General features: G+C 55.8%; 20 protein-coding genes and 1 riboswitch. Of the genes, 4 read left to right on the forward strand and 16 right to left on the reverse strand.

Features of this window, described 5'->3' with window-relative positions; translation table 11 throughout:
• Window positions 1–10: 10 nt before the first annotated feature.
• Window positions 11–194, reverse strand: a riboswitch (M-box (ykoK) riboswitch).
• A 411-nt stretch (window positions 195–605) separates the two neighbouring features.
• The 3 genes from OGW44_RS07805 to OGW44_RS07815 are packed head-to-tail and all read left to right on the forward strand — an operon-like array spanning window position 606 to window position 5,553.
• Entirely contained in the window at window positions 606–1,673 is a 1,068-nt protein-coding gene (locus tag OGW44_RS07805) for an HlyD family secretion protein (protein ID WP_046274495.1), read from the forward strand.
• A complete protein-coding gene (gene rbbA / locus OGW44_RS07810; RefSeq protein ID WP_185654929.1) occupies window positions 1,670–4,417 on the forward strand; it encodes a ribosome-associated ATPase/putative transporter RbbA in 2,748 nt (915 codons plus the stop codon). Before OGW44_RS07805 ends, rbbA begins: the two co-directional genes overlap by 4 nt.
• Entirely contained in the window at window positions 4,417–5,553 is a 1,137-nt protein-coding gene (locus OGW44_RS07815; RefSeq protein ID WP_185654930.1) for an ABC transporter permease, read from the forward strand. Before rbbA ends, OGW44_RS07815 begins: the two co-directional genes overlap by 1 nt.
• Window positions 5,554–5,632: 79 nt before the next feature.
• Here the strand turns inward: OGW44_RS07815 and nikR are convergent, their stop codons facing one another.
• Entirely contained in the window at window positions 5,633–6,034 is a 402-nt protein-coding gene (nikR, locus tag OGW44_RS07820) for a nickel-responsive transcriptional regulator NikR (RefSeq protein ID WP_005121550.1), read from the reverse strand.
• 91 nt (window positions 6,035–6,125) lie between these two features.
• Window positions 6,126–6,986, reverse strand: a complete 861-nt coding sequence (locus tag OGW44_RS07830) for a LysR family transcriptional regulator (protein WP_047415905.1) — start codon at window positions 6,984–6,986, stop codon at window positions 6,126–6,128.
• Window positions 6,987–7,085: 99 nt separating this feature from the next.
• On the opposite strand from OGW44_RS07830, the gene OGW44_RS07835 reads away from it, so the two are divergent.
• Window positions 7,086–7,592 (forward strand): phenolic acid decarboxylase, encoded by a 507-nt coding sequence (locus tag OGW44_RS07835; protein ID WP_016157682.1) that lies wholly within the window; start codon window positions 7,086–7,088, stop codon window positions 7,590–7,592.
• Here the strand turns inward: OGW44_RS07835 and acpT are convergent.
• Genes acpT through OGW44_RS07905 form a run of 14 tightly spaced genes read right to left on the reverse strand, consistent with a single transcriptional unit; the run spans window position 7,584 to window position 19,979 of the window.
• Window positions 7,584–8,174 carry a 4'-phosphopantetheinyl transferase AcpT gene (acpT, locus tag OGW44_RS07840; protein ID WP_185654931.1) on the reverse strand — a complete coding sequence of 197 codons (591 nt, stop codon included), beginning with the start codon at window positions 8,172–8,174 and terminating at the stop codon, window positions 7,584–7,586. The two genes, OGW44_RS07835 and acpT, sit on opposite strands and share 9 nt — an antisense overlap.
• 1 nt (window position 8,175) lies before the next feature.
• Window positions 8,176–9,405, reverse strand: a complete 1,230-nt coding sequence (locus tag OGW44_RS07845; protein ID WP_047415909.1) for a beta-ketoacyl-ACP synthase — start codon at window positions 9,403–9,405, stop codon at window positions 8,176–8,178.
• The gene (locus tag OGW44_RS07850) at window positions 9,402–10,133 is read right to left on the reverse strand and encodes a 3-ketoacyl-ACP reductase FabG2 (RefSeq protein WP_016157679.1); all 732 of its coding nucleotides are present in this window, start codon (window positions 10,131–10,133) and stop codon (window positions 9,402–9,404) included. The genes OGW44_RS07845 and OGW44_RS07850 overlap by 4 nt, the downstream gene beginning before the upstream one ends.
• Entirely contained in the window at window positions 10,130–10,606 is a 477-nt protein-coding gene (locus tag OGW44_RS07855) for a hotdog family protein (protein ID WP_016154864.1), read from the reverse strand. Before OGW44_RS07855 ends, OGW44_RS07850 begins: the two co-directional genes overlap by 4 nt.
• Entirely contained in the window at window positions 10,603–11,772 is a 1,170-nt protein-coding gene (locus OGW44_RS07860; protein WP_019078112.1) for a beta-ketoacyl-[acyl-carrier-protein] synthase family protein, read from the reverse strand. The genes OGW44_RS07855 and OGW44_RS07860 overlap by 4 nt, the downstream gene beginning before the upstream one ends.
• Window position 11,773: 1 nt before the next feature.
• On the reverse strand, window positions 11,774–12,448 hold the full coding sequence (locus OGW44_RS07865; protein WP_016157676.1) for a DUF3261 domain-containing protein: 675 nt from the start codon (window positions 12,446–12,448) through the stop codon (window positions 11,774–11,776).
• Complete coding sequence (locus OGW44_RS07870) at window positions 12,445–14,763, reverse strand: MMPL family transporter (protein WP_185654932.1); 2,319 nt, start codon at window positions 14,761–14,763, stop codon at window positions 12,445–12,447. Before OGW44_RS07870 ends, OGW44_RS07865 begins: the two co-directional genes overlap by 4 nt.
• Window positions 14,732–15,337 (reverse strand): LolA family protein, encoded by a 606-nt coding sequence (locus tag OGW44_RS07875; RefSeq protein ID WP_019078114.1) that lies wholly within the window; start codon window positions 15,335–15,337, stop codon window positions 14,732–14,734. The genes OGW44_RS07870 and OGW44_RS07875 overlap by 32 nt, the downstream gene beginning before the upstream one ends.
• The gene (locus OGW44_RS07880; RefSeq protein ID WP_003827529.1) at window positions 15,334–15,756 is read right to left on the reverse strand and encodes an acyl-CoA thioesterase; all 423 of its coding nucleotides are present in this window, start codon (window positions 15,754–15,756) and stop codon (window positions 15,334–15,336) included. The genes OGW44_RS07875 and OGW44_RS07880 overlap by 4 nt, the downstream gene beginning before the upstream one ends.
• 3 nt (window positions 15,757–15,759) lie before the next feature.
• Window positions 15,760–17,451 carry a glycosyltransferase family 2 protein gene (locus tag OGW44_RS07885; protein ID WP_046274505.1) on the reverse strand — a complete coding sequence of 564 codons (1,692 nt, stop codon included), beginning with the start codon at window positions 17,449–17,451 and terminating at the stop codon, window positions 15,760–15,762.
• On the reverse strand, window positions 17,442–17,795 hold the full coding sequence (locus OGW44_RS07890; RefSeq protein ID WP_016157672.1) for an ApeI family dehydratase: 354 nt from the start codon (window positions 17,793–17,795) through the stop codon (window positions 17,442–17,444). Before OGW44_RS07890 ends, OGW44_RS07885 begins: the two co-directional genes overlap by 10 nt.
• A complete protein-coding gene (locus OGW44_RS07895) occupies window positions 17,782–19,143 on the reverse strand; it encodes an AMP-binding protein (protein ID WP_016154857.1) in 1,362 nt (453 codons plus the stop codon). Before OGW44_RS07895 ends, OGW44_RS07890 begins: the two co-directional genes overlap by 14 nt.
• The gene (locus OGW44_RS07900) at window positions 19,140–19,721 is read right to left on the reverse strand and encodes a COG4648 family protein (protein ID WP_016154856.1); all 582 of its coding nucleotides are present in this window, start codon (window positions 19,719–19,721) and stop codon (window positions 19,140–19,142) included. The genes OGW44_RS07895 and OGW44_RS07900 overlap by 4 nt, the downstream gene beginning before the upstream one ends.
• 6 nt (window positions 19,722–19,727) lie before the next feature.
• Window positions 19,728–19,979, reverse strand: a complete 252-nt coding sequence (locus OGW44_RS07905) for an acyl carrier protein (RefSeq protein WP_047415920.1) — start codon at window positions 19,977–19,979, stop codon at window positions 19,728–19,730.
• Between the last annotated feature and the right edge of the window lie 12 nt (window positions 19,980–19,991).

Here is a 19,991-nt window from a genome sequence, read left to right on the forward strand (position 1 = left end):
GGTTAGCGCAGGCGGATCCCTACGTCCTGGTTTTAGCACTGAACAACGTATCTGCCCGATGGTGAAATCGTCAGAAGTTACCTTGGCAACACCTTGATTCGATGGATGCCTGTATTTCCCTGAGTGGCCTCTCTCGATACCAGCAGGGCGGTAACTTGTATTTGTACAGGAGCCTCGCCATAACGAGATCGGTAAATGAGCCACTATTATAGTGATGTCTAATTATTGATTATGTTTATAGTTGTGAATGTTTATCAATCGTTGATATACGAAATATTCCCTGTGCCAGAGCGCGATAGGGCTGAAGTGGAAACTACAACCGAATAGACATATTGAATCCAGGTGTTAGTATTCAATAGACAGCAGTTATGAGTATGCGTGTTTCATTTCCGGCCAGGAACGCTGATGATGACAACATTACTACCCGATTTCACAGCATTTTCGTCATTCACTTCCTGCGCGGCGCAGGTTGCCTTAGCGCCTGTCCGCTCTCTGGCCATGGTTTCTTATTCCTTCTCATCCCGGATGGAATCTCCCGCTGAATAGCTATTCAGTGGGCTTTGTGACACGCATCGTTTGATAACAGGGATTACGGCGGGTCGAATATGGATAAGTTTAAGCGTCATGTGATGTGGTGGGGGGCGGGCACCCTGGTCGTGGTGGCCGCGATAGCATGGTGGATGCTCCGTCCTGCCGGAATACCGGAGGGGTTCGCAGCCAGCAACGGCAGAATTGAAGCCACCGAAGTGGATATTGCTACCAAGATTGCCGGGCGAATTGACACGATCCTTGTGTCGGAAGGGCAGTTCGTTCGTCAGGGCGAGGTGTTGGCGAAAATGGATACTCGCGTGCTGCAGGAGCAGCGGCTGGAAGCGATCGCGCAAATCAAAGAGGCCGAAAGCGCGGTGGCGGCGGCGCGAGCGCTGCTGGAACAGCGGCAAAGTGAAATGCGCGCCGCGCAGTCGGTAGTAAAACAGCGCGAGGCGGAGCTGCAGTCGGTTTCTAAACGCCACGTGCGTTCCCGTTCGCTATCCCAGCGTGGGGCCGTGTCTGAGCAACAACTGGATGACGATCGGGCCGCGGCAGAAAGCGCACGTGCGGCGCTGGAATCCGCAAAGGCGCAGGTCTCAGCGGCAAAAGCCGCAATTGAAGCAGCTCGCACCAGCATCATTCAGGCGCAAACCCGCGTAGAAGCTGCGCAGGCCACCGAACGTCGTATTGCGGCTGATATTGATGACAGCGAGCTGAAAGCCCCGCGCGATGGTCGCGTGCAGTACCGCGTTGCTGAGCCGGGTGAGGTGCTTTCTGCGGGTGGGCGCGTCCTGAATATGGTCGATCTCAGCGATGTCTACATGACGTTCTTCTTGCCTACCGAACAGGCTGGCTTACTGAAGATTGGCGGCGAAGCGCGCCTGGTGCTGGATGCCGCACCGGATCTGCGTGTTCCGGCGACCATCAGCTTTGTGGCAAGCGTCGCGCAGTTCACACCGAAAACGGTTGAAACCAGCGATGAGCGGCTGAAGCTGATGTTCCGCGTTAAAGCGCGTATCCCGCCAGAGCTGTTGCAGCAGCATCTCGAGTACGTGAAAACCGGTCTGCCGGGCATGGCGTGGGTGCGTATCGATGAAAATCGAGCCTGGCCTGACGACCTGATGGTGAGGTTGCCGCAATGACGCATCTGGCGCTGGTTCCCGTTCCTCCCGTGGCGCACCTTGACGGCGTGAGTCAGCATTACGGGAAAACGGTAGCGCTGAACAATATCACGCTGGATATCCCCGCCCGCTGTATGGTGGGGCTGATTGGCCCGGATGGCGTCGGAAAATCAAGCCTGCTGTCGCTCATCTCCGGCGCGCGAGTCATTGAACACGGTAACGTGATGGTGCTGGGCGGCGATATGCGCGACCCGAAACATCGCCGGGATGTCTGCCCGCGCATTGCCTGGATGCCGCAGGGGTTGGGGAAAAACCTGTACCACACGCTGTCGGTGTATGAGAACGTCGATTTCTTTGCCCGGCTATTTGGCCATGACAAAGCGGAGCGCGAAGCGCGGATTACCGAGCTGCTGAACAGCACCGGACTGGCGCCGTTTCGCGATCGTCCGGCCGGGAAACTCTCGGGTGGGATGAAGCAAAAGCTGGGGCTGTGCTGTGCGTTAATCCATGACCCGGAACTGTTAATTCTCGATGAACCTACCACCGGGGTCGACCCGCTGTCCCGCGCCCAGTTCTGGGATCTGATTAACAGCATTCGCCAGCGGCAGACCAACATGAGCGTGCTGGTTGCGACCGCCTACATGGAAGAAGCCGAGCGCTTTGACTGGCTGGTGGCGATGAACGCCGGGGAGGTGCTGGCCACCGGGAGCGCGCAGCAGCTACGCGAAAAAACCAACACCGACACGCTGGAGCAGGCGTTTATCGCGCTGTTACCCGAAGCCCAGCGCCAGGCGCATAAGCCAGTGGTGATCCCGCCGTATCACGCTGAGCAGGAAGAGATTGCCATCGAGGCGAAAGATCTGACCATGCGCTTCGGCAAGTTCGTGGCCGTTGACCACGTTAACTTTCGTATTCCGCGCGGGGAAATCTTCGGTTTTCTCGGCTCCAACGGCTGCGGTAAATCCACTACCATGAAAATGCTCACCGGGCTGCTACCCGCAAGTGAAGGTGAGGCGTGGCTGTTTGGGCAAGCGGTTGACCCGAAGAATATCGATACCCGTCGCCGGGTAGGCTATATGTCGCAGGCGTTTTCGCTCTACAGCGAGCTGACCGTACGGCAAAACCTCGAGCTACACGCGCGGTTGTTCCATATCCCCGAAGCAGAAATCCCGGGGCGGGTACAAGAGATGAGTCAGCGCTTTTCGCTGACCGAAGTCGAAGACGCGTTGCCCGGCGCGCTGCCGTTGGGGATCCGTCAACGCCTGTCGCTGGCGGTGGCGGTGATCCATCGCCCGGAGATGCTCATTCTCGATGAACCAACCTCCGGGGTCGATCCGGTGGCGAGAGACATGTTCTGGCAACTGATGGTCGATCTGTCGCGTCAGGATAAAGTGACCATTTTTATCTCCACCCATTTTATGAACGAAGCGGAGCGCTGCGACCGCATGTCGCTGATGCACGCCGGAAAAGTCCTGGCCAGCGGTACGCCGCAGGAGCTGGTGAAACAGCGTGGTGCCGCCAGTCTGGAAGAGGCGTTTATCTCTTGGTTACAGGAAGCGGCAGGTCCGGCGCCGGAGGCTCAGTTACCGCCAGCCAATGTCCCGGCAGTGCATGAAAACAGTCAGCCGCCGCACCAGGGATTTAGCCTGCGGCGCTTGTTCAGCTACAGCCGCCGCGAAGCGCTGGAGCTGCGACGTGACCCGGTACGTTCAACGCTGGCGCTGATGGGCACGGTGATCCTGATGTTGATCATGGGCTACGGCATCAGCATGGATGTGGAAAACCTGCGTTTTTCGGTGCTCGATCGTGACCAGACAGTCAGCAGCCAGGCGTGGACGCTGAATCTGGCGGGATCGCGCTATTTTATCGAGCAGCCGCCGCTCACCAGTTATGACGAGCTGGACAAACGGATGCGCTCGGGCGAAGTCGCGGTAGCCATAGAGATCCCGCCAAATTTTGGCCGCGATATCGCGCGTGGAACGCCGGTGAAGATTGGCGTCTGGGTCGATGGCGCAATGCCGAGCCGTGCGGAAACGGTCAGAGGCTACGTGCAGGCGATGCACCAGACCTGGCTGCAGGATGTGATGGCGCGTCAGCCAAATACCAGCGGGCAAAACGGATTGATGACCATTGAAACTCGCTATCGTTACAACCCGGATGTGAAAAGCCTGCCAGCGATTGTTCCGGCGGTGATCCCGCTGCTGTTGATGATGATCCCCTCCATGCTCAGCGCTCTGAGCGTGGTGCGTGAGAAAGAGCTGGGGTCGATTATCAACCTATACGTGACGCCCACTACCCGCAGCGAGTTTTTACTCGGCAAACAGTTGCCTTACATCGTGCTGGGCATGCTGAACTTCCTGCTGCTGTGCGCGCTGTCGGTGTTTGTATTCGGCGTCCCGCATAAGGGGAGTTTTGTGACCCTGACGCTGGCCGCGCTGCTGTACGTCACCATTGCCACCGGGCTGGGATTGTTAATCTCCACGTTTATGAAAAGTCAGATCGCCGCCATTTTTGGTACGGCGATTATTACGCTGATCCCGGCGACGCAGTTTTCCGGGATGATCGACCCGGTCGCCTCGCTGGAAGGGCCGGGACGGTGGATTGGCGAAATTTACCCAACCAGCCATTTTCTGACCATCGCGCGCGGGACGTTCTCTAAAGCGCTGGATCTGACCGATCTCTGGCCGCTGTTTATTCCACTGGCGGTAGCCATTCCAGTGGTCATTGGTCTGAGCGTATTGCTGCTGAAAAAACAGGAGGGGTGATGCGCCGATTACGGAATATTTATAACCTCGGCATCAAAGAGTTACGCAGCCTGCTGGGTGACAAAGCGATGCTGACGCTGATCGTCTTCGCCTTCACGGTCTCGGTTTACTCTTCTGCGACCGTTCTGCCAGGGTCGCTGCACCTGGCGCCGATTGCCATTGCCGATATGGACCAGTCGCAGTTGTCGAATCGCATTGTGAACAGTTTTTATCGTCCGTGGTTTTTACCGCCGGAGATGATTACCGCCGATGAGATGGATGCCGGGCTGGATGCCGGGCTGGATGCCGGGCGCTATACCTTCGCCGTGAACATTCCGCCTGATTTTCAGCGCGATGTACTGGCTGGGCGGCAGCCGGATATTCAGGTTAACGTCGATGCCACGCGAATGAGCCAGGCCTTTACCGGCAACAGCTATATCCAGAATATCATCAGTGGCGAGGTGAACAGCTTTGTGTCGCGTTACCGCGATAACAGCGAGCTGCCGGTGGCGCTGGAAATGCGTATGCGCTTTAACCCTAATCTGGAACCCGCCCGCTTTGGCGCGGTGATGGCGATTATCAACAACATCACCATGCTGGCGATTGTGCTTACCGGGTCGGCGCTGATTCGCGAGCGTGAGCATGGGACCATTGAGCACCTGCTGGTAATGCCGGTGACGCCGTTTGAAATCATGATGGCAAAAATCTGGTCGATGGGGCTGGTGGTGCTGGTGGTTTCCGGTCTGTCGCTGATGCTGATGGTAAAAGGGGTGCTTGGCGTACCGATTGAAGGCTCGATACCGCTGTTTATGCTGGGAGTGGCGCTGAGCCTGTTCGCCACCACATCAATCGGCATTTTTATGGGCACGCTGGCGCGCTCCATGCCACAACTGGGGCTGCTGATGATTCTGGTACTGCTGCCGTTACAGATGCTCTCCGGCGGCTCTACACCGCGTGAAAGCATGCCGCAGGCGGTGCAGGACATCATGCTGACGATGCCGACTACCCATTTTGTTAGCCTTGCGCAGGCGATACTTTACCGCGGCGCAGGGTTTAACATTGTCTGGCCGCAGTTCCTGACGCTGCTGGCGATTGGTAGTACGTTCTTCCTGATAGCACTGCTGCGTTTCAGAAAGACGATTGGCACGATGGCGTAAATATTATTGCCGGGTGGCGGCTGCGCCTTATCCGGCCTACAAACGGGAACGAATGTAGGCCGGGCAACAAAACAAGCAATTACTCTTCTTTCGGCAGGCACTGCAGATGACCGTGGCGCACGCCGCGCTGGGAAATCACGTCATCGGCAAAATGCTGCACATCGCCCATGTCACCTTTTAGCACAGCGATTTCCAGACAGTCGTCATGGTTGATGTGCACGTGCAGCGTGGCGACTGATAAATCGTGGTGGTGATGTTGGGTGGAAACAATACGGCTCGCCAGGTCACGCTTCTCATGCTCATAAACATACGAGAGCACTGCGAATCCCTGAGTGCCGTGCTCCTGGGTGGTTTCCTGCGCCAGTGCGCCGCGCAGAATATCGCGGATCGCTTCGGAACGGTTGTTATAGCCACGGCGCTGGCTCAGGCTGTCGAGCGTTTCCAGTAAATCGTCATCGAGGGTAATGGTGACTCGTTGCATCTGCAATTAACCTTTCATGTGGCGCGTGGGCGCACAGGGAGTAAGGGGAATAGCGTATTTTGTAACACACGTCCGGCATCCGGGGAAAAGGTTAATGCTCTCGCAATAAACGCAGCAGGGTTGTTACCTGTTCATCCAGCGGCGCGAGCGTGTCTTTGACGATCAGATGCAGCGGGGTGGCACGGCGAGCGCCATGGCTTAACGGCAGCGGTCGTAATAGCCCCTGCTCAAGCTGCTGCTGAATTCGCTCCTCAGGCAACCAGCCGTAACCGACCTGATACATCACCGCCTCAATCGCGGCATCAATGGTCGAGAAGGTCCAGGCATCGCGCACCGCTTGCTGCGGGTTGTCGCGATCGGCAATGCGAATCAGCGGCCACGCGCGTAACGCGTCTTCATCCAGCGGCGCATCCAGCATGCAGAGCGGGTGATCGCGGTGGGCAACGGCCACGAAGTCAATATTCATCAGCCATTCGCCGCGTCCGGTGATATCCTGGCGTCGGGTCAGGACCATCACGTCCGCATCGGCATGCGCCGCCAGTCGATCGTCAGCATTCTCCAGCACTTCGGTCAAACGTACCTGCGTCTGCGGCCACGCCTGCTGAAACTGCTTGAGGATCGCGAACAGGCGTTTGCGTGGGAAGATGCTATCTACCATGAAATCCAGCCGCGTTCGCGTGCCGTTTTGCAACGTTGCTGCCCGGGTTTCCACCCATAAAAAGGCCTTCAGTAACGGTTTGACCTGGCCCAACAGTAGCTCTCCCGCAGGGGTTAATACCGCCCTGCGACCTTCCGGCGTCAGCAGCGTCACGCCAAGCCGCTCCTGCAGTAGCGCCAGATTGTAGCTCACCGAAGACTGGCTACGGTTGGTCTCTTCCGCAGCTTTAGCAAAGCTGCCCAGCTCCACGACTTTCTCCAGTAAGGCCCATTGCTCCAGCGTTGTCTTGTGCATAACTCATCTAAAAATTGAATGAATATGATGTAAACATAGCGTTATTCATCCAATTTTTGAAGCGGTAAGATCCTCGCATCAAGTAAGAGGAGAACGAATATGAGCACTTTTGATAAACATGATTTGAGCGGCTTTGTCGGCAAACATCTGGTTTATACCTACGATAATGGCTGGAATTACGAGATCTACGTGAAAAACGACACCACTCTGGATTACCGTATTCACAGCGGCATTGTGGGGAATCGTTGGGTGAAGGATCAGCGGGCGTACATTGTGCGGGTTGGCGAGAGTGTTTATAAAATTTCATGGACCGAACCGACCGGGACCGACGTCAGCCTGATCGTAAATCTGGGCGACAAACTCTTTCACGGCACCATCTTTTTCCCACGCTGGGTGATTAACAATCCGCAAAAAACGGTCTGTTTCCAGAATGACCATATTCCGCTGATGATGTCATATCGCGATGCGGGTCCGGCATATCCAACTGAGGTGATTGACGAGTTTGCGACCATCACCTTCGTGCGTGACTGTGGGGCGAATAATGACAGCGTTATTGCCTGTGCGGCGAGCGAATTGCCGGAAAACTTCCCGGAAAATTTACGCTAAGGCTTCCAGACGCTGCACGGCGTCTGCGGTCAGGGTAAACGGCGTGGGGGTACACACCGCCAGGCTCAGGGTATCGAGCTGGCACTGGCTGACCGAGAGTGAGGAGGTTAGCGCGGTGCTGTCGACGCTGACAATTTGCCAGGCGCTGCCGCCACGCTGTTTCACGATAGCTTCTTTACGCGTCCAGATGCGCCAGAATGCCGCCAGCTGTTGCTCCGGGCGTTCGGCCTCAACTTCGGCATGTTCCCTGAGACTGAACACCGTATTTGCCAGCGTCTGCCAGTTATCGCGTGGGCGAACGACTTCAATATCACAGCCGACTTCCCCTTCGTCGCTGAGCAGCAGGGCAATATCATCACCGCTGTGGCTGAGATTGAACCACAGCGGTGTGTCGGCGGAAAAAGCCGGTTTTCCTTGCTCGCTGTAGACGATGTCCGGTAATGGCGAAAGAGTATGGGAAAGCAGCACGCGACCTGCCAGCCAGCGCGCACGACGAGCGCCTTGCGGGGCCTGCTCACGCAGTGCGGCAGGCAGTGCGCCAGTGCTTAAAACAGAAACTTTCCCAAGAACGATCCGGTACATATCAGGGCCAACGTTTAATGATGATAGAAGTATTTATGCCGCCAAACGCAAAGTTATTGCTCTGCAAAAATTCGCAATCAATCTTGCGGGCTTTACCCATAATGTAATCCAGCGCTCCACAATTAGCATCTGGCTGACTCAAATTTAGCGTAGGCGCAAACCAGCCTTCTCGCATCATTTGCAGACTCATCCAGGCCTCTAGTGCGCCACAAGCGCCAAGGGTATGTCCAAAATAGCTTTTAAGCGAGGATAGCGGCACATTATCACCATAAATTGCAGCGGTTGCCTGACTTTCTGCAATATCACCGCGATCGGTTGCGGTACCGTGCGCTGAAATATATCCGATATCACGGGCGCTAATACCGGCCATATTCAGCGATTTTTCCATGCAAATCTGCATTGTTTCGCGCTGTGGCTGGGTGATATGGGCAGCATCGCAGTTAGTGGCAAAGCTAACGATTTCACCATAAATCGTTGCTCCGCGCGCTTTAGCGTGTTCCAGCTCTTCCAGCACCAGCGTACCTGCGCCTTCTCCGATGACCAGACCATCGCGATTTTCATCGAACGGGGAGGGGGTGGTTTTCGGCTCGTCGTTGCGCTGGCTGGTAGCGAACAGTGTATCAAACACGGCGGCTTCGGAAGGACACAGTTCTTCTGCACCGCCGGCGACCATCACTGTTTGATAACCGTGCCGAATGGCTTCCCATGCGTAACCAATTGCCTGGCTACCGGATGTGCAGGCGCTGGATGTCGGAATGACTCGCCCCCGCAGACCAAAAAATAATCCAGTGTTAACGGCAGTGGTGTGCGGCATCATTTGCACGTAGGTCGTGCCGGTGATGTTATTAGTATGCTTCTCGGTCAGCATGGTCGCGAACTCGCTCACTGGACCGGTACTACCGGTTGATGAACCATAAGCGATCCCGGTTTCACCGTTAGTCAGTACCCGATCGCCAATCAGCCCGGCCTGCTCAAGCGCCAGCTCTGTTGCGCGGGTGGACATCAGCGATACGCGACCCATGGCGCGAATTCGCTTGCGGGTATAGTGTTCCGGTAGAGTGAAGTCGTCGATCGGCGCACCCAGCAGTGTGTGCAGTCCGTCATAAACCTGCCACTCCGGCATTTTGCGTACCGCATTTTCATATGCCAATAACCTGGCGGAGACAGCCTGCCAGTTTTCCCCAAAGGCGGTGACGCCGCCCATGCCTGTAATCACGACACGACGTGTCATAACATCCCTCCATTGATGGAAATCACCTGGCGAGTTACATAGCCCGCCACATCCGACATTAAATAACTGGCAAGCCCGGCCACTTCTTCAGCCTGACCTATCCGTTTCATGGGGATCATCGACATCGCCTCTTTCAATGCGGCTTCTTCCATCTCGATCATCCCGGTATCAATGAGTCCCGGTGCAATGCAGTTTACGGTAATTTTGCGTTTTGCCAGTTCGATGGCCAGCGCTTTAGTGGCACCAATAATTCCGGCTTTTGCCGCACTGTAATTGACCTGACCGCGGTTGCCCATCACGCCCGAAACCGAAGACAGTGTGATGATACGGCCCCCCTTGCGTGCGCTGATCATCGGCATAATGCACGGATGAATGACGTTGTAAAAGCTGTCGAGGTTGGTATGGATCACCGCATCCCAGTCGTTATCACTGAGCGCAGGGAAAGCGGCATCACGAGTGACCCCAGCGTTGCTAACAATGCCGTACCATGCGCCGTTTGCCTCAATATCTTGCGACAGTATTTCGCGGCACTGCTCGCGATTGGCAACATCAAATGTCAACAGGCGCCCTGCGCCGCCAGCGGCGAGGATAGCATCCAGCGTTTCTTGTGCTCCTTGCACATCGCGATGATAGTGTACGCCGACCACAAAACCGTCCGCGGCCAGTTGTCTGGCGATGGCGCGACCGATACCTTTGCTGGCACCCGTAACTAAAACTGAACGGCTCATGTGGACGCTCCTTGTTGAAATAGCGTGTTAATTTCTTCTGATGTCGGCTGGAAGGTGTTGACGCGACCGGTCGCCAACGTCTCGTTGTCTGCCTGGATGGCACATTCAAAGCTACCGAATCGTGCATCCTGCATCAGCAATTTGACATGGATGCTCAGCTTCTTCCCGGCAGGCAGAACACCTGTGGCACAGACTAACTCACGTGCGCCCAGTACCATGCCTAACGTAATACTCGCCTGACCTTGTTGCTGGCGGTGCCAGCCAGACCAGACGCCAATGGTCTGCGCCATCAGTTCCAGTGCGAACCAGCCAGGTAGATTGCCATCGGGGTCGAGGAAAGGGGCCAGTACGCTGTTTGCTGATACCGTCACGTGGCAGATGGCGGTTTCGTCCGCCACACTGACGACCTCTTCAAGGAGCAGCATTGGCGCATCATGCGGCAAATAGTCGCCCGGTGATAAATAGTGGCTCATGAGATTCTCCCGAGCAGGATGCTGGCATTATTACCGCCGAAGGCAAACGAATTTGACAAGATAACCGGGCGAGTCAGTGACTGCGGCTGTTCAATGATGCCGCAGGCTGGCAATGTTTCATCGCGTGGTGACTGGCTAAAATCCTGCGGTGGTAGCGGCAGGTCGCGTTGCAGAATCAACACACCGATAGCTGCTTCGGTGATCCCCGCGGCGCCCAGTGTGTGCCCGGTCAGGTGTTTGGTTGAACTGCACGGGACCGTTTCGCCAAATAGCGCGCTCACGACGTTGGACTCAATCTGATCGTTTAGCGGTGTAGCGGTACCGTGCAGATTGATATAGCCCACATGTTCCGGCGTCATTCCTGCGTCGTTAAGCGCCTGGCCGATGGCGCGAATGGCACCTTCCCCCTGTGGATGGGGAGCCGAAATATGGTACGCGTCGCTGGATTCGCCGACGCCAAGGAGCGCGATAGGCTGTGGCTCGCGGGTTAATACCATCAAGGCGGCGCCTTCGCCAATGGTGATCCCACAACGGTCGCGGCCAAACGGCTGACACAGCGTTGGGGAGAGTGATTCCAGACTGTGGAATCCGTTGATTGGCATTCGGCTTAGCGTATCCGCACCGCCGACAATGGCGATATCGACCAGACCAGATTCGATCAAACGACGTCCGCTCATAATAGCCCTTGCACTGGACGAGCAGGCGGTTGAGAGCGTAAAGGCCGGGCCATCCAGCGCCAGCCAGTGGCTAAGAAAACGCGACGGATCGCCCAGTTCCTGTTGCGGATAGCGCCAGTCAGTGCTCTCTTTGCCGTTGAGCATCAAATCAACGTGAACGTCACCCTCATCCAGGCCGGAGGTGCTGGTGCCGAGAACAACAGCAATACGATCGCGACCAAATCGGGCGATAGCGTCGTCCACCTGCGGCTGGATTTGCATCAGTGCTGCCAGCAATAGCTGGTTGTTGCGCGAACGATGAGCGCTAAAGTGCTGAGGAATAGCGGGTAACTCACCGTCAACGCCTGCTAACACGGCGGATGGGTGTCCTTGCAGCCAGCCCGTGCGCGGGCGCATTCCCGGCGCTATGCCACGAGTGAGGTTGGCTGCGATTTCATCAGTGTTATTGCCCAACGCGTTAATCATGCCAACGGCAGAAATGTAGATCATCTCAGTCACCCAGATATTGAATGGTGATGTGGTATTTAAAAACGTGCTGCTCAATGCTGATCGGTTCGCGTTTTCCTCTTCGATTCAGATACGTGATTTCCGTGACCACTTTGCCGCGTGCATTGCGCAGCTCACGCTTATCACCCGTATCGACGAGCGTCCAGCCTGTGGGTAATTGCGGTTGCCAGGTGCTAATCGGCCAATGGCTAAGCATCACGTCAGCCAGCACCTGGCTGGCTGGCGGCAATTGTGGAACGATGATCGATTGCTCGGTGTGCAGTCCTTTTTCATCGTAAGTCACGAGGAACAGGCGAATGCCGACTGATGACAGCCCGGCAAGTGTGATTTTCTTGTCATCAGCATTGAGCATGACCAACAGTGACTGAGTTTTGCCGTTAAAACTACCGGTTAGTAGTTGTTGCGAATTCACCGCGGGAGAAATCCCCGGAGCAGGTAGCGTTACACGAATACCCGGCTCTAACCAGGCTTGCGGGCGGCCTTTCTGTTCCGGCTGTGAGTGGCTGCAACCTGCCAGCAGCAACGTGGCGACGAGCAGGCCCTGTCGGATGGCGCTGCGCTTATCCGGTCTACAAATGGTGTGCTGACGTAGATCGGATAAGGCAATGCCGCCATTCTGCAAAAGCCCACTCAACCAACGAAATATCGGTTTACTCATCGTTTTTTCTTCTCTCTTTTCGTTGGCATCGCCAGCGGTGACAGCAAAAATGCGGTGAAAATACCGCTTACTAGCACAATGCCAAAACTGCTGATTGCCTGAGTGGCACTAAAGACCAGCATGCCGAGCGTCAGGAGCGTGGTCATCATCGCCAGCGTGATAGCCAGCAGCGACGTCAGTGGCGTACCGCGTGGATTACTGAAAAACAGCGTGTAGTTAATGCCAATTCCCAGTACCAGCACCAGTGCCAGCAGCGAGAACAAGTTGAGCGCATGACCGCTCAGGGCCAGTACTGCCAGACCACAACCTAAAGACAGCACTGAGGGCACCAGGCTAATTAAGCCCTTACGCCAGCCAAGCCGAATGATGGCGCCACAGGCAATCACCGCCAGCGCAATGCACAGCAGGCCGGTCAGAATATGGCGATAAAGGGCAAACAGGTTGTCAAAGCTGCTCTTGCGATCCACCCACGCCACGCCGGAATATTTCGCGCTGAGCGTATTTAAAGCATCACTTTGGTTCACCCCTTCAACGGGAACCAATACGCTGCTTTCGCCATCAGCCAGAGACAGCCATAGCAAGCGCCAGCCTTCACTGGCTGGGCTGGCAAGCCAGGCTTCGACGGTTACAGGCATGGCGCTAAGATCGGGGTTCACCGTTGCCAGCCCGGCGTTGTTTAGGGCTTTCGTGATGGCGGGAGAAGCATCTTTTAGCAGAGAGAGATCCTGGTATTGCCGGGCGAGTGAATTGAGCGGAATAGTGCGATATCCGCTGAGTAACCCGTCTTTTTTTGCCTGTTCCAGCGCGGGGGTAAAGGTTTCCAGCCGCTCCAGCGTTTGCTGAGCGGATTTGCCGTACACCACAAACCACTTCTGGTCGACGCTTTGCCCGGTCAGGGCGGTAATCGCTTTTTCCTGAGCGAGAATTTCCTGCGGCAACGCCTGTAACTGGGAGATATCATCATCTACGCGCAGCGTCGCTATTCCTGCCAGCGAGAACAACGCCAGTGCCAGCGGCAGGCCAACGGAGAGTTTTTTATTGCGTCGCCATGCAGCAAGCCAGCGTAGCATGAGTACCATTGCCGGCACCGGGCGTACCGGCAACCGACGACACAACCACGGGTGCCAGAAAATGACCGTCAGGCAGGAGGCGCTCAGACCTACCGCCGCGAATACCGCCATCTGGCGAATACCGGGGAAGGGGGCCAGCATCATAATCAGATAAGCCGCTACGGTGGTGAGTAGCGCCAGGAGCAGGGCATTGCGCACTTTGGCAAGGCTTTGCCATGGCGATGTTTCCGCACCGTGCACCATCCGTTCGGTCAAATAGTAGAGCGTATAGTCGGCGGAAATACCGATGATGCTCATGCTCATCACCAGCGTCATCAGATGGAGCTCGCCAAAAATCAGCAGCGTGACGACGGTCCCCGCCAGCGCACCAATGCCAATCGAAATCAGGCACAGCAGCAGCGGACGCAGCGAACGAAATACAGCCACGATGAGCAGGATCACCCCGAGCACAGTGGCTATGCCGAGAGTAGAGATATCTTTTTTCGCCTGCTGGCTGGCGTAATCGCTATAGAACAGCGTCCCGCGAGACAGCAGTTGAGCCTGTGGATAGTGGGCTTTGAGCTCACCTTCCAGCGTATTCAACGTGGTGACCAATTGGTGCGTCTGTTGCATATCAAACGATGAACCGGTCAGTTCGCCATGTAACAGATACCAATAGTTGCCTTGTTCATCCTGGGTGACCAACCAGCCGTCCATCAGGCGCAGACGCTGCCCAGTTTTGGCCATGGCCAGCTGCGAGCCACGCATCAGCATGAAGGGATCGTTTTGTAGCTCTTTGCCACTGACGCCGGAGAATGCGGAGTAAAGTTGGGACAGGATCCACTGGCCCTGCGCTTCGCCGCCGTTTTGCAGCCGGGCGCGGGTCTCGTTATCTATCAGGCCGTTACGATGTTGCCAGAAGAATGCCCCCCATGCCTGCTGGCTGTCGGCATCCATTGGACCTTTTACCTGGGCTAGCGCGTGCGATTTTTGCAGTAAAGCCAGCCAGTCCCGGGCTATCGCTGGGTCCGGTTGCTTACCGGGACTTACCAGCCAGACCACCTGACGGTCAAGGCGCTGCATAAATCCCTCGTTCAGACCCGGAGGTATAGCGCCCAGCGTCTGCTTTGGCAACATGGCCAGCACGCTGCTGTTAAGGCGGGCCTGAGGTAGCAGCGTCAGAAAGATGCCCAGCAGAAGCAGGCAGATGACTCCCCATAACAGCGCGGGACGTTTACTGGGCGGCAAAGCGTTGGCGTTCGTCATCGGTCAGTTGCGCTGGCGTTAGTTGGTGTTGGGAAAGCGCGATATCGGTGCGATCGCCCTGTTTATCATTGAGCTGAATGCTCTCCAGGTAGGTCTTTCCTGCTAAATCAATCGTCGCAAAAATCTTATCCAGCGGTGTGGTGATTGGCGTCAGGCGTAGCGTCCAGCGACCTTCTCCTAAGTCTGCGAACTCCACGCGGAAGTTTTGTTCCAGCACTTTACGATCCGCCTGGAATAACGCCCGCAGCAGATGATTAAACTGGAACATTTGCGGGTTATTCTCAGCGGTAACGGTCTGCGGTGGTTGACCGTTAATTGCCTGAACCATCCGTTTGTCATCCAGCAGCAGCTGCATCGGGAACGGGGACGTTTGATCCCACAGCAACCCCTTGTCGCGGGCGATCAACATCTTGCCCTGAGATCGCAGCGGTTGTGGTAGATCCTTTATCGTCCGGGTTTGATCGAAGTGGGCGCGAACCACCGGTTGCTCGGTAAAACGCTGTTGTAGGGAGTCGAGCGTCAGGGCACTGACGAAAGGGCTGACGAGCAGCACGAGCAATGGCCATAATTTCATGGTGTCACTCCCATCCGTTCAAACAGAATATCCGGGCTGACAAAGCACAGTTCACGGCTTTTTTCGTCGACGGCGACCTGGATGGTGTAGCCTGTTGTAGCACGTTTACCTGTTTCGGCATCAAAAATTTCGTAGCCGATTCGCAGGCGATTTTCGTACTCTTTAATTTGGGCGCGTACACGGATACGCTGCTCGAAAGTCAGCGCATTGCGATACTTCACCCGAGTGTCGACCACGGGCCACAGATAGCCAGATTCTTTCATCTGCCGATAGCCATAATCGAATTGGTTCAGCAGTGCCTCACGGGCAATCTCGAAGTAACGGAAGTAGTTACCATGCCACGCTACGCCCATCATATCGACGTCGTGAAACGGAATAGTTAGCTCGACTTCAGCCGTAAAACGGGGATCGTTAAGCACCCTTTACTCCTTGTCATTGGTGTCCGGCAGTTGCCAGAAATCGAAAAAGTTAAACCAGTCGAGGGGCGACTGAAGCGCATAGTGCTCAAGGCGTTCGGCGTAGCGATCGACAGTATTCTGTAATGCCTGTTGTCGTGTGGCGCGCGGTAAGAGCAGCGGGTCGGCAAACGGTTCGCAGTAGATGTGGAGTTTCTCCTGCTGGCGCAGGGCAAAAATCAGATCTACAGGGCAGCGTAAAATAGACGCAAGAATAAACGGGCCCTGAGGGAATGGCGCGTTTTGCCCCATAAAGCGGCTCCAGCACACACGCCACTCGCCGCCGCGTTGGGGATTGACTGCGATGCGATCGCCTACGATGGCTACCCATTCACCGCGCTCCAGTTTCTCTTTGAGCAGAATGGCAGTATCTGGACCAATACTGTTCACCGGGAGCAGATTTAATCCAGCCTGCGGCGCCATCTCTTGCATGATCTGTTTAAAGCGTTGGGCGTTATCGCTAAATACCAGCGCATTGATTGTTTTACTGCCCTGTAGCTGGGCCAGTGCCCGACAGGCTTCGACATCGCCAAGATGTGAAGCCAGCAGCAGTTTTCCCCGAGGATCGCTGACATTTAGCGTTTTTTCTGCGCCTGGTGCAAAAATCACATCGCGACCGAAGTGCAGTTCACCGCGCCAACTGGCAATCTTATCCAGCATCGCGCCGCCAAAACGCAGGAAATGCTGATAACTGGTCAGGTTTGGCGGTACTGGCATCCGGCGTGTGATCAGTTGCGCTCTTACGCGGCTAATCCAGCGTTGAGAGGCTTTTCGGGCAGTTGAAGCGCTGAGCCAGTATACGCCGACGACCGGATACAGCAGCAGGGAGAAGGCTTTGCGACCCAGTACACGCCAGACCAACAGCATCAGACGCATTCCCCACAACCCTTTGACTTCCTGCTGCTGCGCCCAGTGTGTCGATGAACGACGACACAGCAGGGAGGGGATGCGCGGCAACATGCCAAAGAACAGGCGAGTGTGCATCAATGAAATGTGCAGATTGTCTTTAAGCGCGTCGAAATGGGATAGCCCGTCCTGCGGATAGGTGACTCGCGTGGGGATAAAATAGCTGGTGTTGCCTTGCCAGTAGAGGCGCACCATCACTTCAGTATCAAAATCCATCCGTTTGCCAAGCGTTACACGCTGTGCCAGTTGCAGCGTGGGGGCCACCGGATACACCCGGAAGCCGCACATACTGTCTTTGAGCTGCAACGAGAGCGTTTCTATCCACACCCAGATATGGGTTACCCAACGACCGTACAGGCGCGAGCGAGGGACCGAATCATCGTAAATCGGTTGTCCGGAAATCAGTGCTGTCGGATGTTCTTTTGCCAATGCAAGCAGCCTGGGAATATCTTCAATGGCATGTTGCCCGTCGGCATCGACCTGCACTGCATGACTGAACCCGGCATCTGCTGCCGTCTGCATTCCGCGAATAACCGCCGCGCCTTTTCCTGCGTTGATGGGCAGGCGAATTAACGTCAGATTGCTGTATTCTGTCGCCAGGCGTGCCAGTTCATCTCGTGTAGTCTCGTCGCTGCCATCGTCCACCACAATGCAGGGGAGATTGAACGGCCGAAGACGATCCAACACGTCCGACATCATCGCGCCGTGGTTGTAGCAGGGGATCAACACGCATGGGGAAAAGGTCAGCGGCATAACCGAATCTTCCCGCTGCTGGCGGTATGGCGCACGTCACCGTCGTGGCGCTGGTAGCTAAAAGTGAGCATCTGACGCGCTTCCTGCCAGCTCAGACTCAGGGTGACGGTGGCCTCTGGCAATAGCGGTGACTGGAACTTCACGTTTTGAATACTGTGAAAACGCCAGCCAGGGACCAGCAGCGTGGTGGCGTAATCCATCGCCCAGTTTAGCTGTGCAACGCCCGGCAGCAGTGGCTGCACGCTAAAATGCCCGCTGAACCAAAACAGAGAAGGGTCGAGTTGTAAAACAATCTCAGCCTGATGAGGCAGTGCCTGATGGCGCTCGATTTCATGGGGTTTCATGAAATAACTCCTGTAATTGCGCATAGACACGCTTGTTCATACTGTTGACCGGAATCTCATCAATCACCCGCCAGTAGCGGGGAACAGCGACCGGCTCCAGCCAGGGCAGCAGCGAACGTCGCCAGGTCAGTTCTTGCGGTTTACCACCGCACTCAAGCCAGCGTTGCCGGGCTTCGTCATCCAGTACCAGCAGGACACCAACGCCCTGACGTCCTCCGCGTGAGACGGGCAATGCTGCGACTTCACGGATACCGTCCAGTGCCAGTAAACGTTGCTCCACTTCGCTGAGTGAAATGCGTTTCTCTTCAATCTTGACCACCCGCCCGCGTCTGCCCATCAGGCGGAACTGTCCGTTTTCGATAAACTGAAGAATATCATCGAGTAACAGGCCATCATCAGCTGCAATTAGTGGTGAAAACACACGAAACGCGTCGTCTTCTGACTGGAATCTGACTCCGGGAAAAGGCAGCCATGTCACATCATCCTGATGGCGATAGCGCCACGCGAGGATTCCGGTTTCAGTGCTGCCGTAGATCTCATCGGGCCAGACATTCAGCCAGTCAGCAGCCTGCTTGACGTCCTGCCAGGACAGCATGCCGCCCGCGGAAAGAATCAACTCGATTGGCGGCGGTGTCAGGTGGTGGTCGAGGCGTTTCAGAAACGCCGGACTGCTGATAAACGCATACCGATGATCAGGGCTCAGTGCCGCCAGTTGTTCGGCATACCAAAGCATCGCCGCATGCAGCGGGAGGCCTAAAGCCATCGGCAAGAAGATACGAAACGTCAGACCATACAGGTGTTGCGGTACCACTGACGCGACGACCCGGCAACCTGCCAGACGATCAGCAAAACGCGTAGCGAGCAATGCTGCTTCGCTATCCAGACGAGCAATCGGTTTGATTACGCGTTTCGGCTGGCCGGTCGAACCGGAAGTGAATAGCTCCACAAAGGCGTCACTGCGTATTATCGGGAACGTGATGTCGTGGGCCACAGATGTCATGGCAGAGCTGACCACTCGCAGCGTTCCCTGCCAGTCCAGCGCTTTATCGCTCAGTACGCCATCAAACAGCAAGTGCTGCTCGTTTAACAACGAGACGCGACAATGTCCCGGGATCACCGGTGTTTTGCCAGCATGGAGCGTTGCCAGCAACGCGACGATGAATAAATAGCTGTTCTCGAAGCATAATGCCCAGCGTTCACCTTCCTGCTGCTGCAGTTGCGTTATCAACTGGGCCACATCATGGCGCAGATGGCCAAGTGTCCACGTATGATCTTCTTGCCACGCAACAGGAATGTCGTCCGGTCGTGGGGCACAGAGCCATTGAGCAAGTGTGAGGGGCTGCTTCATTGGGTATCTCGCTTTATCACCAGTTGGCGAACTAACCACTCGCCTACCATCAATGTTCCCATCAGCAGATAGGAAACCATACCGTTCCAGGTCGTCCACAGGGTCATATCGCCATTCAATGCAGTAAAGAGCGCAACGCTGCCATTGATGATGAAAAAGGCGCACCAGATTAGTGTCACAAGGTACGTGTAGCGCACGCCTGCTTCGGGCAGATTTGGTTCGCGCAGCCGCGCCAGACGCTCAACGATGGGCATCGCTGACCACAGAGAACCACCAAAAACCGACAGCATGACGGCGTTTACCACTACGGGATAAAACAGCAGCAGCTGGTGCGTTTTGAGCAGATAACTGGCAATGCATAAGGTGATACCCGCGATCACCACTACCTGTGTCACGACGCGCAACGGTCCCGCCTGTCGCCGGACCTGGCGAAAGCGTAAAAAAAGGAGTAGCGCCATTAACGGCAGCAACCAGTGCAGACTGTTATGCGCCAGGCCAAACCAGATCAAAAACGGCCAGGCCAACAACAGTAGACCTGTCAGCAGTTGTACGACTGGCAGGGAGCGAGTGCCTGACACGGTGAATTACGCTTCTATGAGAAGGCGTTCAACCGCATCGACGACATCTTGTACGGTGCGTACTGCTTTGAACTCTTCCGGCTTGATTTTCTTACCGGTTTTCTTTTGAAGATGCACGATCATGTCGACTGCGTCGATGCTGTCGAGTTCCAGATCTTCGTACAGGCGCGCCTCAGGCTTAATATCTTGCGGGTCAACTTCAAACAGCTTGACCAGCAGTGAGGAGACTTCATCGTAAATGGCTTTTTGTTCGGTCATAACGGACTATCC

Origin of the sequence: Citrobacter sp. Cb023 (genome assembly GCF_030336805.1) — a bacterium.
Classification (GTDB): domain Bacteria; phylum Pseudomonadota; class Gammaproteobacteria; order Enterobacterales; family Enterobacteriaceae; genus Citrobacter; species Citrobacter braakii.